Source organism: Paraburkholderia lebeckiae (assembly GCF_050436325.1).
GTDB classification, from domain to species: Bacteria; Pseudomonadota; Gammaproteobacteria; order Burkholderiales; family Burkholderiaceae; genus Paraburkholderia; species Paraburkholderia tuberum.
Genome location: NZ_JBNDLZ010000003.1, coordinates 2,932,238 through 2,949,425, shown reverse-complemented (window position 1 = coordinate 2,949,425; position 17,188 = coordinate 2,932,238). Strand labels below are relative to the sequence as shown.

The following is a 17,188-nucleotide window of genomic DNA, read 5'->3' as shown; positions in this document are numbered from 1 at the left end:
CTCAGGCCGGCACGAAAAATCGCTCCTTCAGCGCATCGAGCCCGAGCGCGTCGAGCACTTCGCCGAGCCGCTCAGCGGGCCGGCGTCGCGGCAGGTCCTTGTATTGCGCGATGATCAACTCGTTTTTCATCGAGTGTTCCCAGCCGACCAGCTCGGTCACGCTGACCTGATAGCCATGCGCTTCGAGCTGCAGGCAGCGCAGCACGTTCGTGATCTGGCTGCCGAATTCGCGCGTGTGCAGCGGATGCCGCCAGATTTCCGTCAGCGCGGTCTTCAGAGCCTTGCCCTTGTTCTGCCGCAGCACGCCGGCTACCTCGGCCTGGCAGCACGGCACGACGACGATGTACTTCGCGTGCTTTTCGAGTGCGAAACGGATCGCGTCGTCGGTGGCGGTATTGCACGCGTGCAGCGCGGTCACGATGTCGATTTCGGCGGGCAACCGCGTCGACGTGATCGACTCCGCCACCGACAGATTCAGAAACGACATCCCCTTGAAGCCGAGCCGCGCCGCCAGCTCTTCTGACTTCGTCACCAGCTCTTCGCGCGTTTCAATGCCGTAAATGTGCGAAGCCCCACCAGCGACGTCCTGAAACTCCTTGAAAAACAGGTCGTACAGGATAAAACCGAGGTATGACTTGCCCGCGCCGTGATCGACGAGCGTCAGCGCCCCCTGCTGGTCCTTCAGCTCCTTGAGTAGCGGCTCGATGAACTGGAACAGATGGTAGACCTGCTTCAGCTTGCGACGGCTGTCCTGATTCATCTTGCCGTCGCGCGTGAGGATGTGGAGCTCTTTGAGCAGTTCGACGGACTGGTTGGGACGGATTTCGTGGGTTTTGCCGGACATCGTATGGGTCGCCATCAATTGCAGTGCGAACGTGCGACAGATGACGGAAAAAGAGAAAGGTTGCTGCCAGTTTACCCAAAGTGCAGCAATCCCAGCCAGTACGCCGCCCGGACCACGGGAGACAGGCGGTCGACTAGGAACACTTCCTGCTCGAAAGGCGTTGCGCGGAAGTGTCTCGATAATGGCTGAAAACAGCTTGAGCGCCGGCTGAGAAAACAGGAGGCTGTCCGGCCGTGCAACCGGACACGCGAACCGGATGCATGTGGGGAGAGCGGTCCCGCAACAAGGGCCGAACATTACGTAACCAGCAGCGGCCGGCTTTGCAACGGGTCGCGCGCTCGGATGATCACAGAAGAGGCGGCAATGGATACGGTACCCAACGGAAATGTCGAACAGAAGTTTCAGGAAATGCTGGCGAAGCTCACCGCCGCGCCGGCGTGGTCGGAGAAACAGCAACTCGAACTGGAGATGGCTCGCGACATCTCCACGGAAATGCTGCGACTTGCCGAGGTCATGCGCGACGGCAACGTCGACCTAGAGACCTGCCTGACGATGCTCAAGTACGCCAAGGTCCTCGACTTCGTGATGACGACGCTCGCGTCGCGACGCGACATCAAGCCGCAGACGTTGCGGGTGATCTTCAAGCTCGCCGGGCTGAAGGTCGATGAGGCCTATCCGGGTTAGCGCGTCGGCATCCTGATTAGATTGGCTTGGTATCGCGTTTCTCGTGTCACGACAAGACTGCTGCAACACGCCCGCACGCGGGCGGCTGTATGCCGCTCGCGACGCGGGCTTCCACACTCCCCTTCCACGGGTATCTCAAGCGTGCGGCGCCTCGACGGGCGGCGTTCCCTCATGAAATAGCGTCTTCAGCTGCTCGCGCAGCTCCGGCGAATCCGCGTGCTTGTGAACGCTGACGGCATGCTGGACCGCGGCTTCGAGCAGTTCGCCGTCGCTGTCGGCGGATAGCGCGACAGTGCAGTTCGTTTCGCTCGGAAACTCGCGACAGTCGATATATTTGCGGGTCATGGCAATCTCCTTGGACCAGATGATCGACCCTTCCACCGATTCGACAGGCGATGCGCGTCGGCTGCCGGCGCGCGGCAATGAAGCGCGCCGCAGCGGCTGCGTCGGAAGTGACGTGATTGGGGATTAACGCGAGAATCGACGCGAACGGCGACTGATGGAAGGTGTTTGAAAAGTATAGGTCGCGTGCGGCGCGAGCCAAGCGGTGAACGCGATGCGCAACGGCCGGGAGAAAGACTGAATCCAGTATTTTCCGGTCTGGGGCACTCGAGCCCGGTCGCCGGGGGCGAATGGCCGCCTATTTGCCAGTACCCAGCACAGTTCGACAGAGTTCGTCGGCGTTTGCCGCGCGCCGCGCGCGGTGTGACAATAGCGCCCTTCGCACCGCATGTCCGCTCGGTCATCGCGGCGCACCGCCTTTTCTCCCCCGTTGATCCGCTGAACCGCATGTCATTCCCGCTCGATTCCGCCCGCGTCGCCGTGATCGGCGGCGGCCCCGCCGGCCTGATGGCCGCCGAGACGCTTGCCCGGCGCGGCGTGCAAGTCCACGTATATGACGCGATGCCGTCGGTCGGCCGCAAATTCCTGATGGCGGGCAAAGGCGGGCATGAACATCACGCATTCGGAAGCCCTCACGCCGTTTCTCGACCGCTACGGCTCGCGCCGCGAGCGCATCGCGCCGTTACTCGACGCGTTCGGTCCCGACGCGCTGCGCGCATGGTTGCGCGAGTTGGGCGTCGAGACGTTCGTCGGCAGTTCGGGGCGCGTATTTCCGTCCGACATGAAGGCCGCGCCGATGCTGCGCGCGTGGCTGCATCGGCTGCGCGAAGCGGGTGTGCAGTTTCATATGCGTCACAAGTGGAGCGGCTGGACGTCAACATCCGAAGACGGCGCCGCCCACGCGTTGCGCTTCGACACGGCCGACGGCGAGCAGACGGTCAGCTGCGACGCGGTCGTGTTCGCGCTCGGCGGCGCCAGTTGGCCGCGTCTCGGCTCCGACGCCGCGTGGGTGCCGCTAATGACGTCGCGCGACGTGCCGGTGACGCCGCTGCGTCCCGCGAACTGCGGCTTCGACGCGGACTGGAGCCCGTATCTGCGCGAGCGTTTCGCAGGTCAGCCGATCAAGACGGTCGCGATTTCCCTCACCGGCGTAGACGGAAAAGTCCACAATCGACAAGGTGAAATACTTTTGACCGAAACGGGCCTCGAAGGGAGCCTGGTTTACGCGTTGTCGGCGCCGATCCGCGAGCGAATTCTCGCCGGCGGCGAGGTCACGATCGCGCTGGATCTCGCGCCAGGCTTGCCGCTCGAGCGAGTCGTTGAGGAAGTGACGCGGCCGCGCGGCTCACGCTCGATTGCGAGCCATCTGCACGGGCGAATCGGAATCGGCGGGGTCAAGCTGGCGTTGTTGCACGAGATTCTGTCGAAAGAAGCATTCGCCGATGCGCGCGGCCTGGCCCACGCGATCAAGGCGCTGCCGATCCGACTGCTGCGCGCGCGACCAATCGAGGAAGCGATCAGTACGGCGGGCGGAATCCCGTTCGAGGCGTTGGACGCGCATCTGATGATCGACCGGATGCCCGGCGCATTCTGCGCGGGCGAAATGCTCGATTGGGAGGCGCCGACTGGTGGTTATCTGCTGACCGCCTGCTTTGCCAGCGGGCTGGTCGCTGGCCGGGGCGCATGCGCGTATCTGGAAGCGCACGGCACGTCGGCGTGACGCGCGCAGTCGCCATCACCGCACCTTGAGCCGCCACAACGACGTGACCTCGGCCGCTCGCGCAACATACAACGGATCGTTCTGATCGCTGGCCTTCGGATGCCGTGGACGAATGTCCTCGCGTCCCACGACACTGAGCCCCGCGTGCTCGATCGCCGCGAGCAGCCACTCGCGCGTACGCAGCCCAAGGTGCTCGGCGAAATCCGAAATGATCAGCCAGCCCTCGCCGCCCTGCGTCAGATGATCAGCGAGGCCGTTCAGGAAGCCGACCAGCATGCGGCTGTCCGGATCGTAGACCGCGTATTCGAGCGGCGACGCGGGCCGCGCCGGCACCCACGGCGGATTGCAGACGACGAGCGGTGCGCGACCGTCCGGAAACAGATCGGCCTGCACGATCTCGACCTGCTCGGCGAAACCAAGTCGCGCGAGATTTTCACGAGCACACGCAAGCGCGCGCGCATCCTGGTCTGTCGCGACGATCTTGCGCACGCCGCGTTTGGCCAGCAGCGCGGCCAGCACGCCGGTGCCGGTGCCGATATCGAACGCGAGCTCCAGCGACGGCAGCGGCGTGCGCGCGACCAGATCGACGTACTCGCCGCGCACCGGTGAGAACACACCGTAGTGCGGATGGATGCGCTCGCCGAGCGCCGCAATCTCGACGCCCTTCTTGCGCCATTCGTGCGCGCCGATCAAACCGAGCAACTCGCGCAACGACACGACGGACGCGTCACCGGTCGCCGGTCCATAAGCTTCGATGCAGGCCTGCCGCACGTCGGGCGCGCGATGCAGCGGAATGGTGTAGTCGGCATCGAGCGGAATCAGGATCATGCCGAGCGTGCGCGCGCGCTGCGACTGCGCCTGCCGATGCAGGTTGAACGCGTCGAGCGGTGTCGCTCCCTGCTTGCGCGGCTTGCGTTCGAGCCGGCGCGTGACGGCCTGCAGCAGTTGGCGCGCGTTCTGGAAGTCGCCGCGCCACAGCAGCGCGGTGCCTTCGCAGGCGAGGCGGTAGGCCGAATCGGCGGTGGTGCGGTCGTCGGCGACGACGACGCGCTTCGGCGGCGGCACGGCCGCCTCGGAACGCCAGCGTGCGGTGCGCGGGCCGTCGGCTTCTGGCCAGGTGAGAGTTGCGGGGCTGGTCATGGTGCAGTGGAGTCGATGTGACGTCGCCGGCGACGCGGACCGCGGCAGCGGACCGGATCTTCGGCGGCGGCCCGCCATCCCGGGCGACGCCCGAATAGTACCGTACCGCCGCCGTGCGGATCCGCGACGCGGCATGAATTGGTGACGGTGATGAGGTGAGTCTAGACGCAGCGAAAGTAGACAATAATATCCACAATCGACAAGGTGAAAGAGATATCGTGATTTTTGAGCCATCGCGGGGCTCACCTCACGCTGCCCCTCGCACGTTTTGACGTGCGTGAAACCCTCGTCGCAAGCGAGCCCGCCAAGGCTTCGGTGATCGGCATCAGAAACGATCCGGCCGATTTCCACCGAAAAAAGAAAAACCCCGCCAAAGCGTGTGCTTCGACGGGGTTTTCTAGCATTTGCAGTTACTGCTGATAAAGCAATCTGGTGCCGGCTGCAGGACTCGAACCCGCCACCTCATGATTACAAGTCAAGCGCTCTACCTGATGAGCTAAGCCGGCATGAGGCCGTGATTCTACTTCATTTCACGATCTTAAGGCGAGCCCTTCCGCCGCCTTTCGAGCCATCGTCGTCGGGCTGCGGTTTGTCGTCGGCGTCGGTGGCCACGGCCGGGTCGGCTGGGGCGGTTTCGACGGCGCGCGGAGCCGTCGGCGTGTCAGCTTCGTCCGCGGCATCCGCGCCCGAATCCTGAGCCTCGCCGCCCGCCGATTCGACCGGGAACGCCATACCCTGGCCGTTTTCGCGCGCGTAGATCGCGAGGATATTGGCGACCGGCACCTCGATCTTGTGCGACTTGCCGGAGAAGCGCGCGTTGAACTCGATCCACTCGTTGCCCATCTGCAACTGGCTGGTCGCCTCGAAGCTGATGTTCAACACGATTTCGTTGTCGCGCACGAACTGACGGGGCACGCGCGTCTGATTGTCGACGCGGACCGCGATATGCGGTGTGTAGCCGTTATCCGTGCACCACTCGTAGAGCGCCCGCAACAGATAAGGCTTCGTGGAAATCTCTTGCATCAGCAGTCCTCTTGCGGGCGCGGACGCCGCATCGAAGCGATGCGGCGTCCGCGCTCCAAAGCCAAACTCAACGACGCATCACCTTTTCCGACGGCGTCAGCGCTTCGATATAAGCCGGGCGGCTGAAAATGCGCTCGGCGTACTTCATCAGCGGCGCGGCGTTCTTCGACAGCTCGATACCATAGTGGTCAAGGCGCCAAAGCAGCGGTGCGATCGCGACGTCGAGCATCGAGAACTCTTCGCCGAGCATGTACTTGTTCTTCAGGAAGATCGGCGCGAGCTGCGTCAGGCGATCGCGGATCGCGAGGCGCGCCTTCTCGTGATTCTTCTCCGCTGCCTTGCCCTTCTCATTTTCGAGCGTGCCGACGTGAACGAACAGCTCTTTCTCGAAGTTGAGCAGGAACAGGCGGGCACGCGCGCGCTGGACCGGATCGGCCGGCATCAGCTGCGGGTGCGGGAAGCGCTCGTCGATGTACTCGTTGATGATGTTCGATTCGTACAGAATCAGGTCCCGTTCGACGAGAATCGGCACCTGACCATACGGATTCATCACGGCGATGTCTTCCGGCTTGTTGAACAGGTCGACGTCGCGGATCTCGAAGTCCATGCCCTTTTCGAACAACACCAGCCGGCAACGCTGGGAGAACGGGCAAGTAGTGCCGGAATACAGAACCATCATGTTTACGTTTCCTCAAAAAGCTGAAGGGCCAGCGCGCGGAAAAACCGTTCAGCAGGTTTTTCCTGGCGCCGGCCCCACGCCATGTAGCGGCGTGATTATTTGATATGTTTCCAGTACGCGGCGTTCAGTCGCCAGGCGAAAAAGCTCAGGATACCGAGGAACAACAGCACCCACACGCCAAGTTGCCTGCGGGTTTGCTGCGTCGGTTCGGACATCCATGACAGGTACGACACGAGGTCGGCCACAGCAGAATCATAATCTACCGGCGACATCGTCCCCGGAGTCAGTTGCTGGAAGCCGAGGAATTTGTGTACTTTTTCGCCGGTTTTTTCGTCGGTTTCGTCGCCGAATTTCGCCGCGCGCTGCCCCTGAAGCTGCCACAGCACGTGAGGCATGCTCACGTTTTGGTACACCAGATTGTTCCAGCCGGTCGGCCGCGTATCGTCGCGGTAAAAACTCCGCAGATACGTGTAAAGCCAGTCCGTGCCGCGCGCCCGCGCCTCCACCGACAGATCCGGCGGCGTCGCCCCAAACCACCCTTTCGCATCCTCCGGGCGCATCGCCACGGTCATCGTGTTGCCGACCTTGTCGGTGGTGAACAGCAGGTTCGCCTGGATTTCGTTCGGCGTGATACCGAGATCGGTCAGGCGGTTGTAGCGCATCAGGTTCGCGCTGTGGCAATTCAGGCAGTAGTTTACAAACAATTGCGCGCCGTGCTGCAAAGAAGCGAAATTGTTCGTGTTGTCCGGGGCGCGATCGAGCGGGAAATTCTCGTCCGCGTGAACCGGAGCGGCCAACAGCGCAAGCACGGTCGCGCCGACCAGCGCGCACATCGAAAGCAGTTTTTTCATCTTCATGTTCTCCTGGCTCGCGATTAGTGAGGCTTGAACCGCACCCGCTCGGGCGGCTGCTTGAACTTGCCAAGCCGCGTCCAGAAGGGCATGCCGAGGAAAAACGCGAAGTAGATCAGCGCGCAGATCTGGGCGATCAGCGTCGCGGCCGGCGACGGCGGTCGCGTGCCGAGGAAGCCGAGCGTCAGGAACGCGATCACGAAGATCCCGAAGAAAACCTTGTGGAAGAACGGCCGGTAGCGGATCGACTTGACCGGCGACCGGTCCAGCCACGGCAGGAAAAACAGCGAAATCACCGCGCTGCCCATCACCACGACGCCCCAGAACTTCGATTCGGTGAACACCATCGCGACGATCACCAGCACCGCAAGCACCGGCAGACCGAGCTTCCACTTGCCGCGCGCGCGCACGAGCGCCAGCAACCCGAGTAGCGCGATGACGATCATCAGCACGATCTTGAATGGATCGGTGGTGGCGCGCAGCATCGCATAAAAGGCGGTGAAGTACCACACAGGCGCAATTTCCGGCGGCGTCTGCAGCGGATTTGCGGGGATGAAGTTGTTGGCTTCAAGGAAGTACCCACCCATTTCCGGCGCGAAGAAGATGATCGCGGCGAAGATCAACAGGAAGATCGCCACGCCCATGAAGTCGTGCACCGAGTAGTACGGGTGGAACGGAATGCCGTCGAGCGGCACGCCGTCCGGGCCTTTCTTGGCCTTGATCTCAATGCCGTCCGGGTTGTTCGAGCCGACTTCGTGCAGCGCGACGAGGTGCGCGATCACGAGGCCGACCAGCACCAGTGGAATCGCGATCACGTGAAACGCGAAGAAGCGGTTCAGCGTGACGTCGGACACGACGTAGTCGCCGCGAATCCACAGCGACAGATCCGGCCCGATGAACGGAATCGCCGAGAACAGGTTCACGATCACCTGCGCGCCCCAGAACGACATCTGCCCCCACGGCAGCAGATAGCCGAAGAACGCCTCGGCCATCAGGCTCAGGAAGATCAGGCAGCCGAAAATCCACACGAGCTCGCGCGGCTTGCGGTACGAGCCGTACATGAGCCCGCGGAACATGTGCAGATACACGACGACGAAAAACATCGACGCACCCGTCGAGTGCATGTAGCGGATCAGCCAGCCCCACGGCACTTCGCGCATGATGTACTCGACCGACGAGAACGCGAGCGTCGCGTCGGGCTTGTAGTTCATCGTCAGGAATATGCCGGTGACGATCTGGTTGACCAGCACCAGCAACGCAAGCGAACCGAAGAAGTACCAGAAGTTGAAGTTCTTCGGCGCGTAGTACTCGGAAACGTGCTTCTTCCACGTAGCAGTCATCGGGAAGCGCTGGTCGATCCAACCAGCCAGCCCGGTCGTCTCTACTTCGTGTTCGCTCGCCATTACGCTTCTCCTTTTTCGTCCTTCCCGATCACAAGGGCCGTCGCCGACGTGAACATGAAGCGCGGGATGTCGAGGTTCTGCGGAGCGGGTTTGTTCTTGAAGACGCGGCCGGCCATGTCGTAGGTCGAGCCGTGGCACGGGCACAGGAAGCCGCCGGGCCAGTCGTCGGGGAGATTCGGCTGCGGGCCTTCCTGGAAGCGCGGCGTCGGCGTGCAGCCCAGATGCGTGCAAACGGCAACAGCGACGAGCAGATGCTTGTTCTCGGCGCGTGAACGGAGTTCGTTGTTGCAGTAGTCCGGCAGCGGCATCGAGAACGGATTCAGCGAGTGGGGGTCCGCTACCTGGCTGTCGGCTTTTTGAACATCGGCGAGCATGCGGTCCGTGCGGTTGATGATCCACACCGGCTTGCCACGCCAGGCGACCGTCATCATGTCGCCGGGCTTCAGACCACTGATATCGACCTCGACCGGGGCACCCGCGGCCTTGGCCTTTTCGGATGGTGCAAACGAACTAACAAAGGGTACGACAACGGCAACACCTCCTATGCCGCCTGCTACGGTCGTCGCTACCAGCCAGTTACGGCGGCTGCCATCGACGCGTTCCTCTTCTTTGTCTCGCATTACACGCCCCACTTCTGAGTTGGATTTTTCCTTCACGTCGCTTCTACCGCCGCTAGTTTGCTCGAATGGAGTCGCCATTTACAAGGGCCGATTGCCAAAAACCGTGCGAAGCCCTTGATAACTCAGGGTTTGTCCGTACCGATCGCAAACTTTTTCGTGCCCCCTTTTAAGTGCCTTCTGCGGTATTCCTGCGTTTTTCTTCGTTAATGCAATTCGCAATTCAAACGGGATTGGGGATATCGATAAACAGATGTTCGATATCGAACGATTCGGACAGATGCTTGCCCACCGCCTGCACGCCGAAGCGCTCGGTCGCGTGGTGGCCAGCTGCCAGAAATGCGACGCCGCTTTCCGCCGCCGTATGCATCACCGACTCGGATACCTCGCCGGTCACGTAGACGTCGACACCCGCGTTGATCGCCGCGTCGAACATGCCTTGCGCGGCGCCCGTGCACCAGCCGACGCGGCGCAGTTCCATATCCGAATCGCCGAACACGAGCGGCGTGCGGCCCAGCGTCTGCTCGATTTCCGCGGTAAGGTGCGACAGCGTGATCGGCATCGGCAGCGTGGCGAGCCAGCCCAGATCGTTGTCGCCGAAACGCGCGTCGCTGATCCAGCCCATCTTCTCGCCGATCTGCGCGTTGTTGCCGAACTCGGGATGATCGTCGAGCGGCAGATGGTAGGCGAACAGGTTCAGGTCGTTGGCGAGCAGCAGCTTCAAACGAGCATGTTTGCGGCCGGTTATCTGCGGTGCCTCGTTGCGCCAGAAGTAGCCGTGATGGACCAGCACGGCGTCCGCGCCCCAGTCGAGCGCGGCCTCCAGGAAGGCCACCGACGCGGTCACGCCGGTCGCGAGTTTGTTGATCCGGCGGCGTCCTTCGACCTGCAATCCGTTCGGGCAATAGTCCTTGAAGCGCGCGGTTTCAAGGAGATTGTTCAAGTACAATTCAAGTTCAATCCGATCCATATAGACCTCTAGTCTTCAGATGCTTAGACGCTTCTGGCTGTTATTTGCCCAAGCGGTGACGGTGCTGTTGGCGCTGATGTTCATCATTGCGACCCTCAAACCGCATTGGCTGCAGCGTCAAGGACAATTCGGCAGACAACTCGCCGAACCGATCGTCGCGCTACGGGAAGTGGCGCCGGGCATCGGCACTGGCCATGCCGAAACGTCCTATGCCGAAGCGGCGCAAAAGGCCATGCCCGCGGTCGTCAACGTGTTCTCCAGCAAGGATGGCTCGCTGCCTCCCGACCCGCGCGCCAAAGATCCGCTGTTCCGCTACTTCTTCGGCGACAGGAACAATCGCAAGCAGCAGGAGCAGCCTGCCTCGAATCTCGGCTCAGGCGTGATAGTGAGTTCGGAAGGTTACATTCTAACGAACCAGCACGTCGTCGACGGCGCCGATCAGATCGAAATCGCGCTCGCCGATGGCCGCACCGCCAGCGCGAAGGTCATCGGCATCGACCCCGAAACCGATCTGGCCGTGCTCAAGGTCAATATGACCAATCTGCCCACCATCACGCTCGGCCGAATGGACCAGACCCGCGTCGGCGACGTCGTGCTCGCGATCGGCAATCCGTTCGGCGTCGGGCAGACCGTGACGATGGGCATCGTCAGCGCGCTCGGCCGCAACCATCTCGGCATCAATACGTTCGAAAACTTCATCCAGACCGACGCCCCGATCAACCCCGGCAACTCGGGCGGTGCGCTCGTCGACGTGAACGGCAACCTGCTCGGCATCAACACCGCCATCTACTCGCGCTCGGGCGGCTCGCTCGGCATCGGCTTCGCGATTCCGGTGTCGACCGCGCGCAGCGTGCTCGAGAGCATCATTACGACCGGAACGGTCACGCGCGGCTGGATCGGCGTCGAACCGCAGGACGTAACGCCGGAAATCGCGGAGTCGTTCGGGCTCGATCAGAAGTCGGGCGCGATTGTCGCGGGCGTGCTGAAAAGCGGCCCGGCCGACCGCGCGGGCATCAAGCCCGGCGACATCCTGACGAGCGTAAACGGCCAGGCGATCACCGATACCACGCGTCTATTGAACGTGATCGCGCAGATCAAGCCCGGTACGGCGGCGAAAGTGCATCTGGTGCGCAAAGGTCATCAGATCGATCTCGACGTGAAGATCGGCAAACGCCCGCCGCCGCCGAAACAGACGGAAGACGACAACGGCGGCGGCGATCAGCCGGATGACGAAGGCGGCTGAAGCTAAATGCCGCGATTCCACGCAATGAATAAGGGCAGTCCGCAATGAACTGCCCTTTTTCATTTGACGCCCGGCACTGACTCGCGACACCTCAACTGGACGGCGGCGGACTCGCATCCTCCACGACCACCGGCTGCTTGCCGACGATCAACCGCGCCGCGACGATGCCAGCTTCATACAGCAGAATCAGCGGGACCGCGAGGATCAGCTGCGAAAACACGTCCGGCGGCGTTACGACGGCCGACACCACGAACGCGCCGACGATCACATACGGCCGGATCTCCTTCAGCTTCTTCAGCGTCACCACGTTCATCCGCACCAGCAGCACGACGACGATCGGCACCTCGAACGTGACGCCGAACGCGATGAACATCGTCAGCACGAAGCTCAGGTAATTGTTGATATCGGTTGTCATTTCCGCGCCGAGCGGCGCGTTGTAGTGCGCCATCACGCGGAAAATGGTCGGAAACACGACGAAGTACGCGAACGCCATGCCGCATAGGAACAGCGTGTAACTGCTCGCGACCAGCGGCGCGACCAGCTTCTTCTCGTGCTGATAGAGCCCGGGCGCAACGAACGCCCAGATCTGGTACAGCACGACCGGCAGCGCGATCACGAAGGCGACCAGCATCGTCACCTTCATCGGCACGAAGAACGAGCCAGTGACGTCTGTGACGATCATCTTGCCGTCCTTCGGCAGATTCATCATCAGCGGACGGGCGAGCAGTTTGAAGATGTCCGGCGCCCAGTACACGAGGCCGATGAACACGACGACGACGGCGAGCCCCGCACGGATGATGCGATCACGCAGTTCAACGAGGTGGGAAATGAAGGTCTCTTCAGTGCCTTCGTTCTGGGATTGCTGGGGGTCGCTCACACCGGCCCTCGGTTAGAGATTGTCGATCTGAACATCAGAAGAACCGCGTCGGACGACGCAGGTTGGCAGGTGTGTGCCGCGCAACGCGCGCGGCACCCGACTGCACGCGCGTGCGCCGCAGGCTCGCTCGCTTGTACCAGGTGGGCGTGGCGCTCTGCTGGACGCGCCAGGTCTTGCGTTTGGGCGCGGCGGCCGGCGTACTGACCGGCCACGAGGTGGCACTTGCGCTGCCGCTGGCCCCGCTGCCGGCGTCTTCGAGCGCGCCGCCGGCGATGCTCGGCGACACCGACGTACCGCTATTCCATGCTTCGTTCAGTTCATTCTCGTGCTTGCGCAGATTGTCCTGAACCGACGTTTCGACATTGCTCGCGGCCTTCTCGAACTCGGTCTTCATGCGCCGCAATTCGTCGAGCTCGATTTCGCGCGTGACTTCGGCCTTAACGTCGTTGATGTACCGCTGTGCGCGGCCGAACAGCGCGCCGGCCGTGCGGGCGACGCGCGGCAGGCGCTCAGGCCCGAGGACGACCAGCGCGACGACGCCGATCAGCGCCATCTTGGTTAGACCGAGGTCCAGCATGAAGTGGAATGTCCGTCAGAAACGCGGGAACGGCGCGAAGGCCGCGGCTTAGCGGTAATCGCTCGATTGCTGCGTCTTTTCCTTCGCTTCGACGTCCACCGCGCCGTTTCGCGGCAGCTCGCGCTGCTGCTGTTGCGCGTCGGCCGACGACGAATCGGCTTCCTTCACGCCTTCCTTGAAGCCCTTCACGGCGCCGCCCAGATCGCTGCCGATGTTGCGCAGCTTCTTCGTGCCGAACACGAGCGCGACGATCAACAGAACGATCAACCAATGCCAAATACTCAACGAACCCATGACTACTCTCCTTAACCCCGGCGCCGCATCTCGATGCGGCCAATTTGCATAACCTGAAGCGCGTGCGCTTCATCTCCATATATCTCTACGTTACCGCAGGCTGCACCGCCTCGCTCGCAATGTGGCCAACGTCTCTACGCCTGTCATTGTGGCCACACGATCGCGTCGACGTTATTACACAGCGGTAAAAACAACGGCAGCGCTATTGTCCTCGACCAAAACTCGCGGCGGTGCGCACTTGCCACGCATCGCGCATGAACCGGCGCTCAGCCCATGCGTTGCCATGGACGCGGTCCCGCGAGAATGTGCGCGTGCAGGTGATACACCTCCTGACCACCGCCCGGACCGGTATTGATTACCGTGCGAAAGCCCGTTTCGCCGCCGTTATACGCGACCCCCAATTGTTCGGCCAGTCGCGCGGCCAAGATAAGCATTCTACCAAGCAGAGGCGCGTCGCTTTCCGTGCAGTTCGACAGCGTTGCAATGTGCTTGCGAGGAATCACCAGCACATGCGTTTCGGCCGCCGGACGGATGTCGCGGAAGGCGACGAACTCGTCGTCTTCGTGGACCCTGGTCGACGGGATTTCGCCAGCGGCAATCTTGCAGAAAAGGCAGTTCGGATCGTGACTCATCGTATTCCTGACGCGGTATGACTTAGGCGAGCGAAGCCGCCCGCGCCGAAGTTCGATCCGAAAGCCGGCCCGGCCATACGGACCGGCTAGCGTTCAGACCCAACTGGCCGGATTCGCGAACGGCTTGTTATCGTACAGATACAGCCACCCTTTGATAATACGGTACAACATCCATATGCTGACTGCCCACAGCACCGGAATGCCGATCACGACGAGCAGCAGCAACGCGCCGATCGCGTAACCGATGAGGCCCAGCCAGAACGTGCGGATCTGCCATTCGAAGTGCGCTTCGTACGGCGTGCCGGCTACGTCCGACCGTTTGACGTAGTTGATGATGATCGCGATCAGAATGGTGAGCCCGCCGGTCAGCCAGTGGACCGCATACAGCGCGTACAGCACGTGCGTGAGCGTGCGCAGGCTGCGCTCGCGCTCAGGCTCCATCGCGTGGCGGTAGACCGGCGGCGGATAGCTTCCTTGCGGCTGTTCCATGCTTGCGTCCTCCCGGAGGTGCGGTTACCGCTATATTGGTGGCGCGCGCGCGACTTCAAGCGGAAACGCCAGATTTCCGCTCCGGCTGCTCAGTCGCCGCTTTCCTCGCGCTCGCGGCTCTTGCGCAGCGCCTTTTCCTCGATGCCCGACAGGCCTTCGCGACGCTCGAGTTCGGCGATCACGTCGGCGGGGCTCAGATCGAAATGCGACAACATCACGAGGCAGTGGAACCACAGGTCCGCAACCTCGCCGACCAGCGCCTTCGGTGCGCCGCCCTGGCGCACGTCCTTCGCGGCCAGCACGACTTCGGTGGCTTCTTCGCCGATCTTTTTCAGCACCGCGTCGTCGCCCTTGTGGAACAGGCGCGATACATACGAGATGTCCGGATCGCCGCCCTTGCGGCTGTCGATCACCGCCGCGAGGCGCAGCAGCGTGTCAAGCGTGGAAGTCGTGGCGGGCGACGGGTTTTGCGTGGATTGCGTCATTTGTAGATGTGTTCGGGGTCTTTCAGCACGGGATCGACGGCCTGCCAGTCGCCGTCGTCCACCGAGCCTTCGAATTTCTGGAAAAAGCACGAGTGGCGGCCGGTGTGGCACGCGATGCCCGATACCTGTTCGACTTTCAGCAGCACGACGTCTTCGTCGCAATCGAGTCGCACTTCATGCACATGCTGCACGTGGCCCGACTCCTCACCCTTGAACCACAGGCGCTGGCGCGAGCGCGAGAAATACACCGCGCGGCCGGTCTCGACGGTCTTCGCGAGAGCCTCGCGGTTCATCCACGCGAACATCAGCACGTCGCTCGTCGACGCTTCCTGTGCGATCACCGGCACGAGGCCGTTCGCGTCCCACTTGACTTTGTCGAGCCAGTTCACTGCCGAGGGATTCATCACGTCACAACCTCACCGAAATGCCCTGGTCGGCCATGAAGCGCTTGGCCTCGCCGACCGTGTGTTCGCCATAGTGGAAGATGCTCGCGGCGAGCACCGCGTCCGCGCGACCGCTCTTGATGCCGTCGGCGAGATGCTGCAGATTGCCGACGCCGCCCGAGGCGATCACGGGCACCGGCACCGCGTCCGACACCGCGCGCGTGAGCGAAAGGTCGAAGCCGCTCTTGGTGCCGTCGCGATCCATGCTGGTCAGCAGGATTTCGCCCGCGCCCAACTCGGCCATCTTGCGCGCCCATTCGACCGCATCGAGACCGGTGGCCTTGCGGCCGCCGTGCGTGAACACTTCCCAGCGCGGCGTTTCGCCGTCGGCCGACACGCGCTTCGCATCGATCGCGACGACGATGCACTGCGAGCCGTATTTGGCGGTCGCGTCCTTCACGAGTTGCGGATTCGCTACCGCCGACGAATTCATGCTGATCTTGTCGGCGCCCGCGTTCAGCAGGCGCCGCACGTCTTCGACCGCGCGCACGCCGCCACCGACCGTCAGCGGAATGAACACCTGCGAAGCGACCGCCTCGATGATCGGCAGAATCAGGTCGCGCTGATCCGAGGTCGCGGTGATGTCGAGGAACGTCAGTTCGTCGGCGCCCTGATCGTCGTAACGGCGCGCGATTTCGACCGGGTCGCCCGCGTCGCGCAGTTCGACGAAGTTGACGCCCTTGACCACGCGGCCCGCGGTGACGTCGAGACAGGGGATGATGCGTTTAGCTAGAGCCATGATCGTGCAATTCTGCCAATACCGCTGATGAGGCCGCTCGCTTGCGGGCAAGCGGCACGGTGCCGGCGCGAGCGGTTGCGTCGCGCCGCGAGTGAGGTGCCGGCCGGAAGCTGGCGAGGTTCCGGGCGCTTAATCGTGCGACGCGCGTTACAGGCAAACCATCGGTCGAGCGAGTGCCGCAAGCCGAGGTGAGCGCGACGCCGGCGGCGAGCGCAACCGGCCCAGCACGCGCGGCCGACGCCGTGCTTAAGCGTCGTCGGCTTCGCGCAGCTTGTCCGCGAGCGTCTGCGCGGCCGCGAAGTCGAGGTCGCCCGAATAGATCGCGCGGCCGCAGATTACGCCCTCGATGCCCTCGCCTTCGACTTCGCACAGCGATTCGATGTCCGCGAGGTTCGACAGGCCGCCGCTCGCGATCACCGGAATCTTGACCGCGCGCGCAAGGCGCACCGTCGCTTCGATGTTGATGCCTTGCAGCATGCCGTCTCGGCCGATGTCGGTGTAGATGATCGACTCGCAGCCGTAGTCCTCGAACTTGCGCGCGAGGTCGGCCACTTCGTGACCGGTCAGCTTGCTCCAGCCGTCGGTGGCGACCTTGCCGTCTTTCGCGTCGAGACCAACGATGATGTGACCGCCGAACGCGGTGCACGCGTCCTGCAGAAAGCCGGGGTTCTTCACCGCGGCCGTGCCGATGATCACGTACGACAAACCGTCGTCCAGATAGCGCTCGATCGTGTTCAGGTCGCGGATGCCACCGCCCAGCTGAACCGGAATCGCGCCGCCCACTTCATCGACTATCGCCCGGATTGCATCGCCGTTCTTCGGCTTGCCGGCGAACGCGCCATTCAGATCGACGAGATGCAGACGACGCGCGCCGCGGTCGACCCAATGTCGGGCCATTGCCGCCGGTTCCTCGGAGAAAATCGTCGCCTGGTCCATATCGCCCTGTTTGAGGCGTACACACTGACCATCTTTCAGGTCGATGGCGGGAATCAGCAGCATAGCAATCGGGTGTTATCTGGGAGTGGATTGAAGGTCGGCGGCAGCGGCTGGCGAGTCAGCCCGCCGCAATACCGTCTCGCTAGTTTAGTACAACTCGTTCGGCGCTCCAGTGTGGCGCCGGTCGGATGCGGAACCGC

At 62.7% G+C, this 17,188-nt stretch carries 20 protein-coding genes, 1 tRNA gene and 1 pseudogene; 3 read left to right on the top strand and 19 right to left on the bottom strand.

The window, feature by feature from the left end:
* Window position 1 precedes the first annotated feature (1 nt).
* Window positions 2-844, bottom strand: coding sequence for a class I SAM-dependent methyltransferase (locus tag OKW44_RS31575; RefSeq protein ID WP_018420091.1), 843 nt, complete (start codon window positions 842-844; stop codon window positions 2-4).
* A gap of 363 nt (window positions 845-1,207) precedes the next feature.
* Between OKW44_RS31575 and OKW44_RS31570 the strand changes: the two genes are divergently transcribed.
* Window positions 1,208-1,528 carry a type II toxin-antitoxin system HicA family toxin gene (locus OKW44_RS31570; protein ID WP_026225718.1) on the top strand — a complete coding sequence of 107 codons (321 nt, stop codon included), beginning with the start codon at window positions 1,208-1,210 and terminating at the stop codon, window positions 1,526-1,528.
* A 135-nt stretch (window positions 1,529-1,663) separates the two neighbouring features.
* On the opposite strand, the gene OKW44_RS31565 is transcribed toward OKW44_RS31570, so the two are convergent.
* Window positions 1,664-1,873, bottom strand: a complete 210-nt coding sequence (locus OKW44_RS31565; RefSeq protein ID WP_018420089.1) for a DUF1059 domain-containing protein — start codon at window positions 1,871-1,873, stop codon at window positions 1,664-1,666.
* A 444-nt stretch (window positions 1,874-2,317) separates the two neighbouring features.
* Here OKW44_RS31565 and OKW44_RS31560 point away from each other — a divergent pair.
* A pseudogene (locus OKW44_RS31560) lies at window positions 2,318-3,590 on the top strand (TIGR03862 family flavoprotein).
* Between the two features lie 15 nt (window positions 3,591-3,605).
* Here OKW44_RS31560 and OKW44_RS31555 read toward each other — a convergent pair.
* From OKW44_RS31555 to OKW44_RS31520, 8 genes are all read right to left on the bottom strand, one after another.
* A complete protein-coding gene (locus OKW44_RS31555; protein ID WP_018420086.1) occupies window positions 3,606-4,730 on the bottom strand; it encodes a methyltransferase in 1,125 nt (374 codons plus the stop codon).
* A 430-nt stretch (window positions 4,731-5,160) separates the two neighbouring features.
* A tRNA-Thr gene (locus OKW44_RS31550) sits at window positions 5,161-5,236 on the bottom strand.
* Window positions 5,237-5,255: 19 nt separating this feature from the next.
* Window positions 5,256-5,753, bottom strand: a complete 498-nt coding sequence (locus OKW44_RS31545) for a ClpXP protease specificity-enhancing factor (RefSeq protein WP_018420085.1) — start codon at window positions 5,751-5,753, stop codon at window positions 5,256-5,258.
* A 67-nt stretch (window positions 5,754-5,820) separates the two neighbouring features.
* Window positions 5,821-6,432 carry a glutathione S-transferase N-terminal domain-containing protein gene (locus OKW44_RS31540; protein ID WP_006052302.1) on the bottom strand — a complete coding sequence of 204 codons (612 nt, stop codon included), beginning with the start codon at window positions 6,430-6,432 and terminating at the stop codon, window positions 5,821-5,823.
* Window positions 6,433-6,527: 95 nt separating this feature from the next.
* Window positions 6,528-7,283 (bottom strand): cytochrome c1, encoded by a 756-nt coding sequence (locus tag OKW44_RS31535; RefSeq protein WP_026225716.1) that lies wholly within the window; start codon window positions 7,281-7,283, stop codon window positions 6,528-6,530.
* 23 nt (window positions 7,284-7,306) lie between these two features.
* Entirely contained in the window at window positions 7,307-8,686 is a 1,380-nt protein-coding gene (locus OKW44_RS31530; RefSeq protein ID WP_018420082.1) for a cytochrome b, read from the bottom strand.
* Window positions 8,686-9,306 (bottom strand): ubiquinol-cytochrome c reductase iron-sulfur subunit, encoded by a 621-nt coding sequence (gene petA, locus OKW44_RS31525; protein ID WP_018420081.1) that lies wholly within the window; start codon window positions 9,304-9,306, stop codon window positions 8,686-8,688. The genes OKW44_RS31530 and petA overlap by 1 nt, the downstream gene beginning before the upstream one ends.
* A gap of 220 nt (window positions 9,307-9,526) precedes the next feature.
* Window positions 9,527-10,273: a Nif3-like dinuclear metal center hexameric protein gene (locus OKW44_RS31520; protein ID WP_026225715.1), complete on the bottom strand. Its 747-nt coding sequence runs from the start codon at window positions 10,271-10,273 to the stop codon at window positions 9,527-9,529.
* Between the two features lie 19 nt (window positions 10,274-10,292).
* Here OKW44_RS31520 and OKW44_RS31515 point away from each other — a divergent pair, with 19 nt between their 5' ends.
* Window positions 10,293-11,516 carry a Do family serine endopeptidase gene (locus OKW44_RS31515; protein WP_018420079.1) on the top strand — a complete coding sequence of 408 codons (1,224 nt, stop codon included), beginning with the start codon at window positions 10,293-10,295 and terminating at the stop codon, window positions 11,514-11,516.
* A gap of 91 nt (window positions 11,517-11,607) precedes the next feature.
* Here the strand turns inward: OKW44_RS31515 and tatC are convergent, their stop codons facing one another.
* The 9 genes from tatC to hisA form a co-directional block, all read right to left on the bottom strand.
* Complete coding sequence (gene tatC / locus OKW44_RS31510) at window positions 11,608-12,393, bottom strand: twin-arginine translocase subunit TatC (RefSeq protein ID WP_018420078.1); 786 nt, start codon at window positions 12,391-12,393, stop codon at window positions 11,608-11,610.
* Between the two features lie 34 nt (window positions 12,394-12,427).
* On the bottom strand, window positions 12,428-12,970 hold the full coding sequence (gene tatB, locus OKW44_RS31505) for a Sec-independent protein translocase protein TatB (protein ID WP_018420077.1): 543 nt from the start codon (window positions 12,968-12,970) through the stop codon (window positions 12,428-12,430).
* 48 nt (window positions 12,971-13,018) lie between these two features.
* Window positions 13,019-13,264 carry a Sec-independent protein translocase subunit TatA gene (gene tatA, locus OKW44_RS31500; RefSeq protein ID WP_018420076.1) on the bottom strand — a complete coding sequence of 82 codons (246 nt, stop codon included), beginning with the start codon at window positions 13,262-13,264 and terminating at the stop codon, window positions 13,019-13,021.
* 266 nt (window positions 13,265-13,530) lie between these two features.
* The gene (locus OKW44_RS31495; RefSeq protein ID WP_018420075.1) at window positions 13,531-13,896 is read right to left on the bottom strand and encodes a histidine triad nucleotide-binding protein; all 366 of its coding nucleotides are present in this window, start codon (window positions 13,894-13,896) and stop codon (window positions 13,531-13,533) included.
* Window positions 13,897-13,989: 93 nt separating this feature from the next.
* Entirely contained in the window at window positions 13,990-14,385 is a 396-nt protein-coding gene (locus OKW44_RS31490) for a DUF4870 family protein (protein WP_018420074.1), read from the bottom strand.
* Between the two features lie 89 nt (window positions 14,386-14,474).
* Window positions 14,475-14,870: a phosphoribosyl-ATP diphosphatase gene (locus OKW44_RS31485; RefSeq protein WP_018420073.1), complete on the bottom strand. Its 396-nt coding sequence runs from the start codon at window positions 14,868-14,870 to the stop codon at window positions 14,475-14,477.
* On the bottom strand, window positions 14,867-15,274 hold the full coding sequence (hisI, locus tag OKW44_RS31480; protein ID WP_018420072.1) for a phosphoribosyl-AMP cyclohydrolase: 408 nt from the start codon (window positions 15,272-15,274) through the stop codon (window positions 14,867-14,869). The genes OKW44_RS31485 and hisI overlap by 4 nt, the downstream gene beginning before the upstream one ends.
* Before the next feature lie 4 nt (window positions 15,275-15,278).
* On the bottom strand, window positions 15,279-16,052 hold the full coding sequence (hisF, locus tag OKW44_RS31475; protein WP_026225713.1) for an imidazole glycerol phosphate synthase subunit HisF: 774 nt from the start codon (window positions 16,050-16,052) through the stop codon (window positions 15,279-15,281).
* A 246-nt stretch (window positions 16,053-16,298) separates the two neighbouring features.
* On the bottom strand, window positions 16,299-17,051 hold the full coding sequence (gene hisA / locus OKW44_RS31470) for a 1-(5-phosphoribosyl)-5-[(5-phosphoribosylamino)methylideneamino]imidazole-4-carboxamide isomerase (RefSeq protein WP_018420070.1): 753 nt from the start codon (window positions 17,049-17,051) through the stop codon (window positions 16,299-16,301).
* Window positions 17,052-17,188 lie beyond the last annotated feature (137 nt).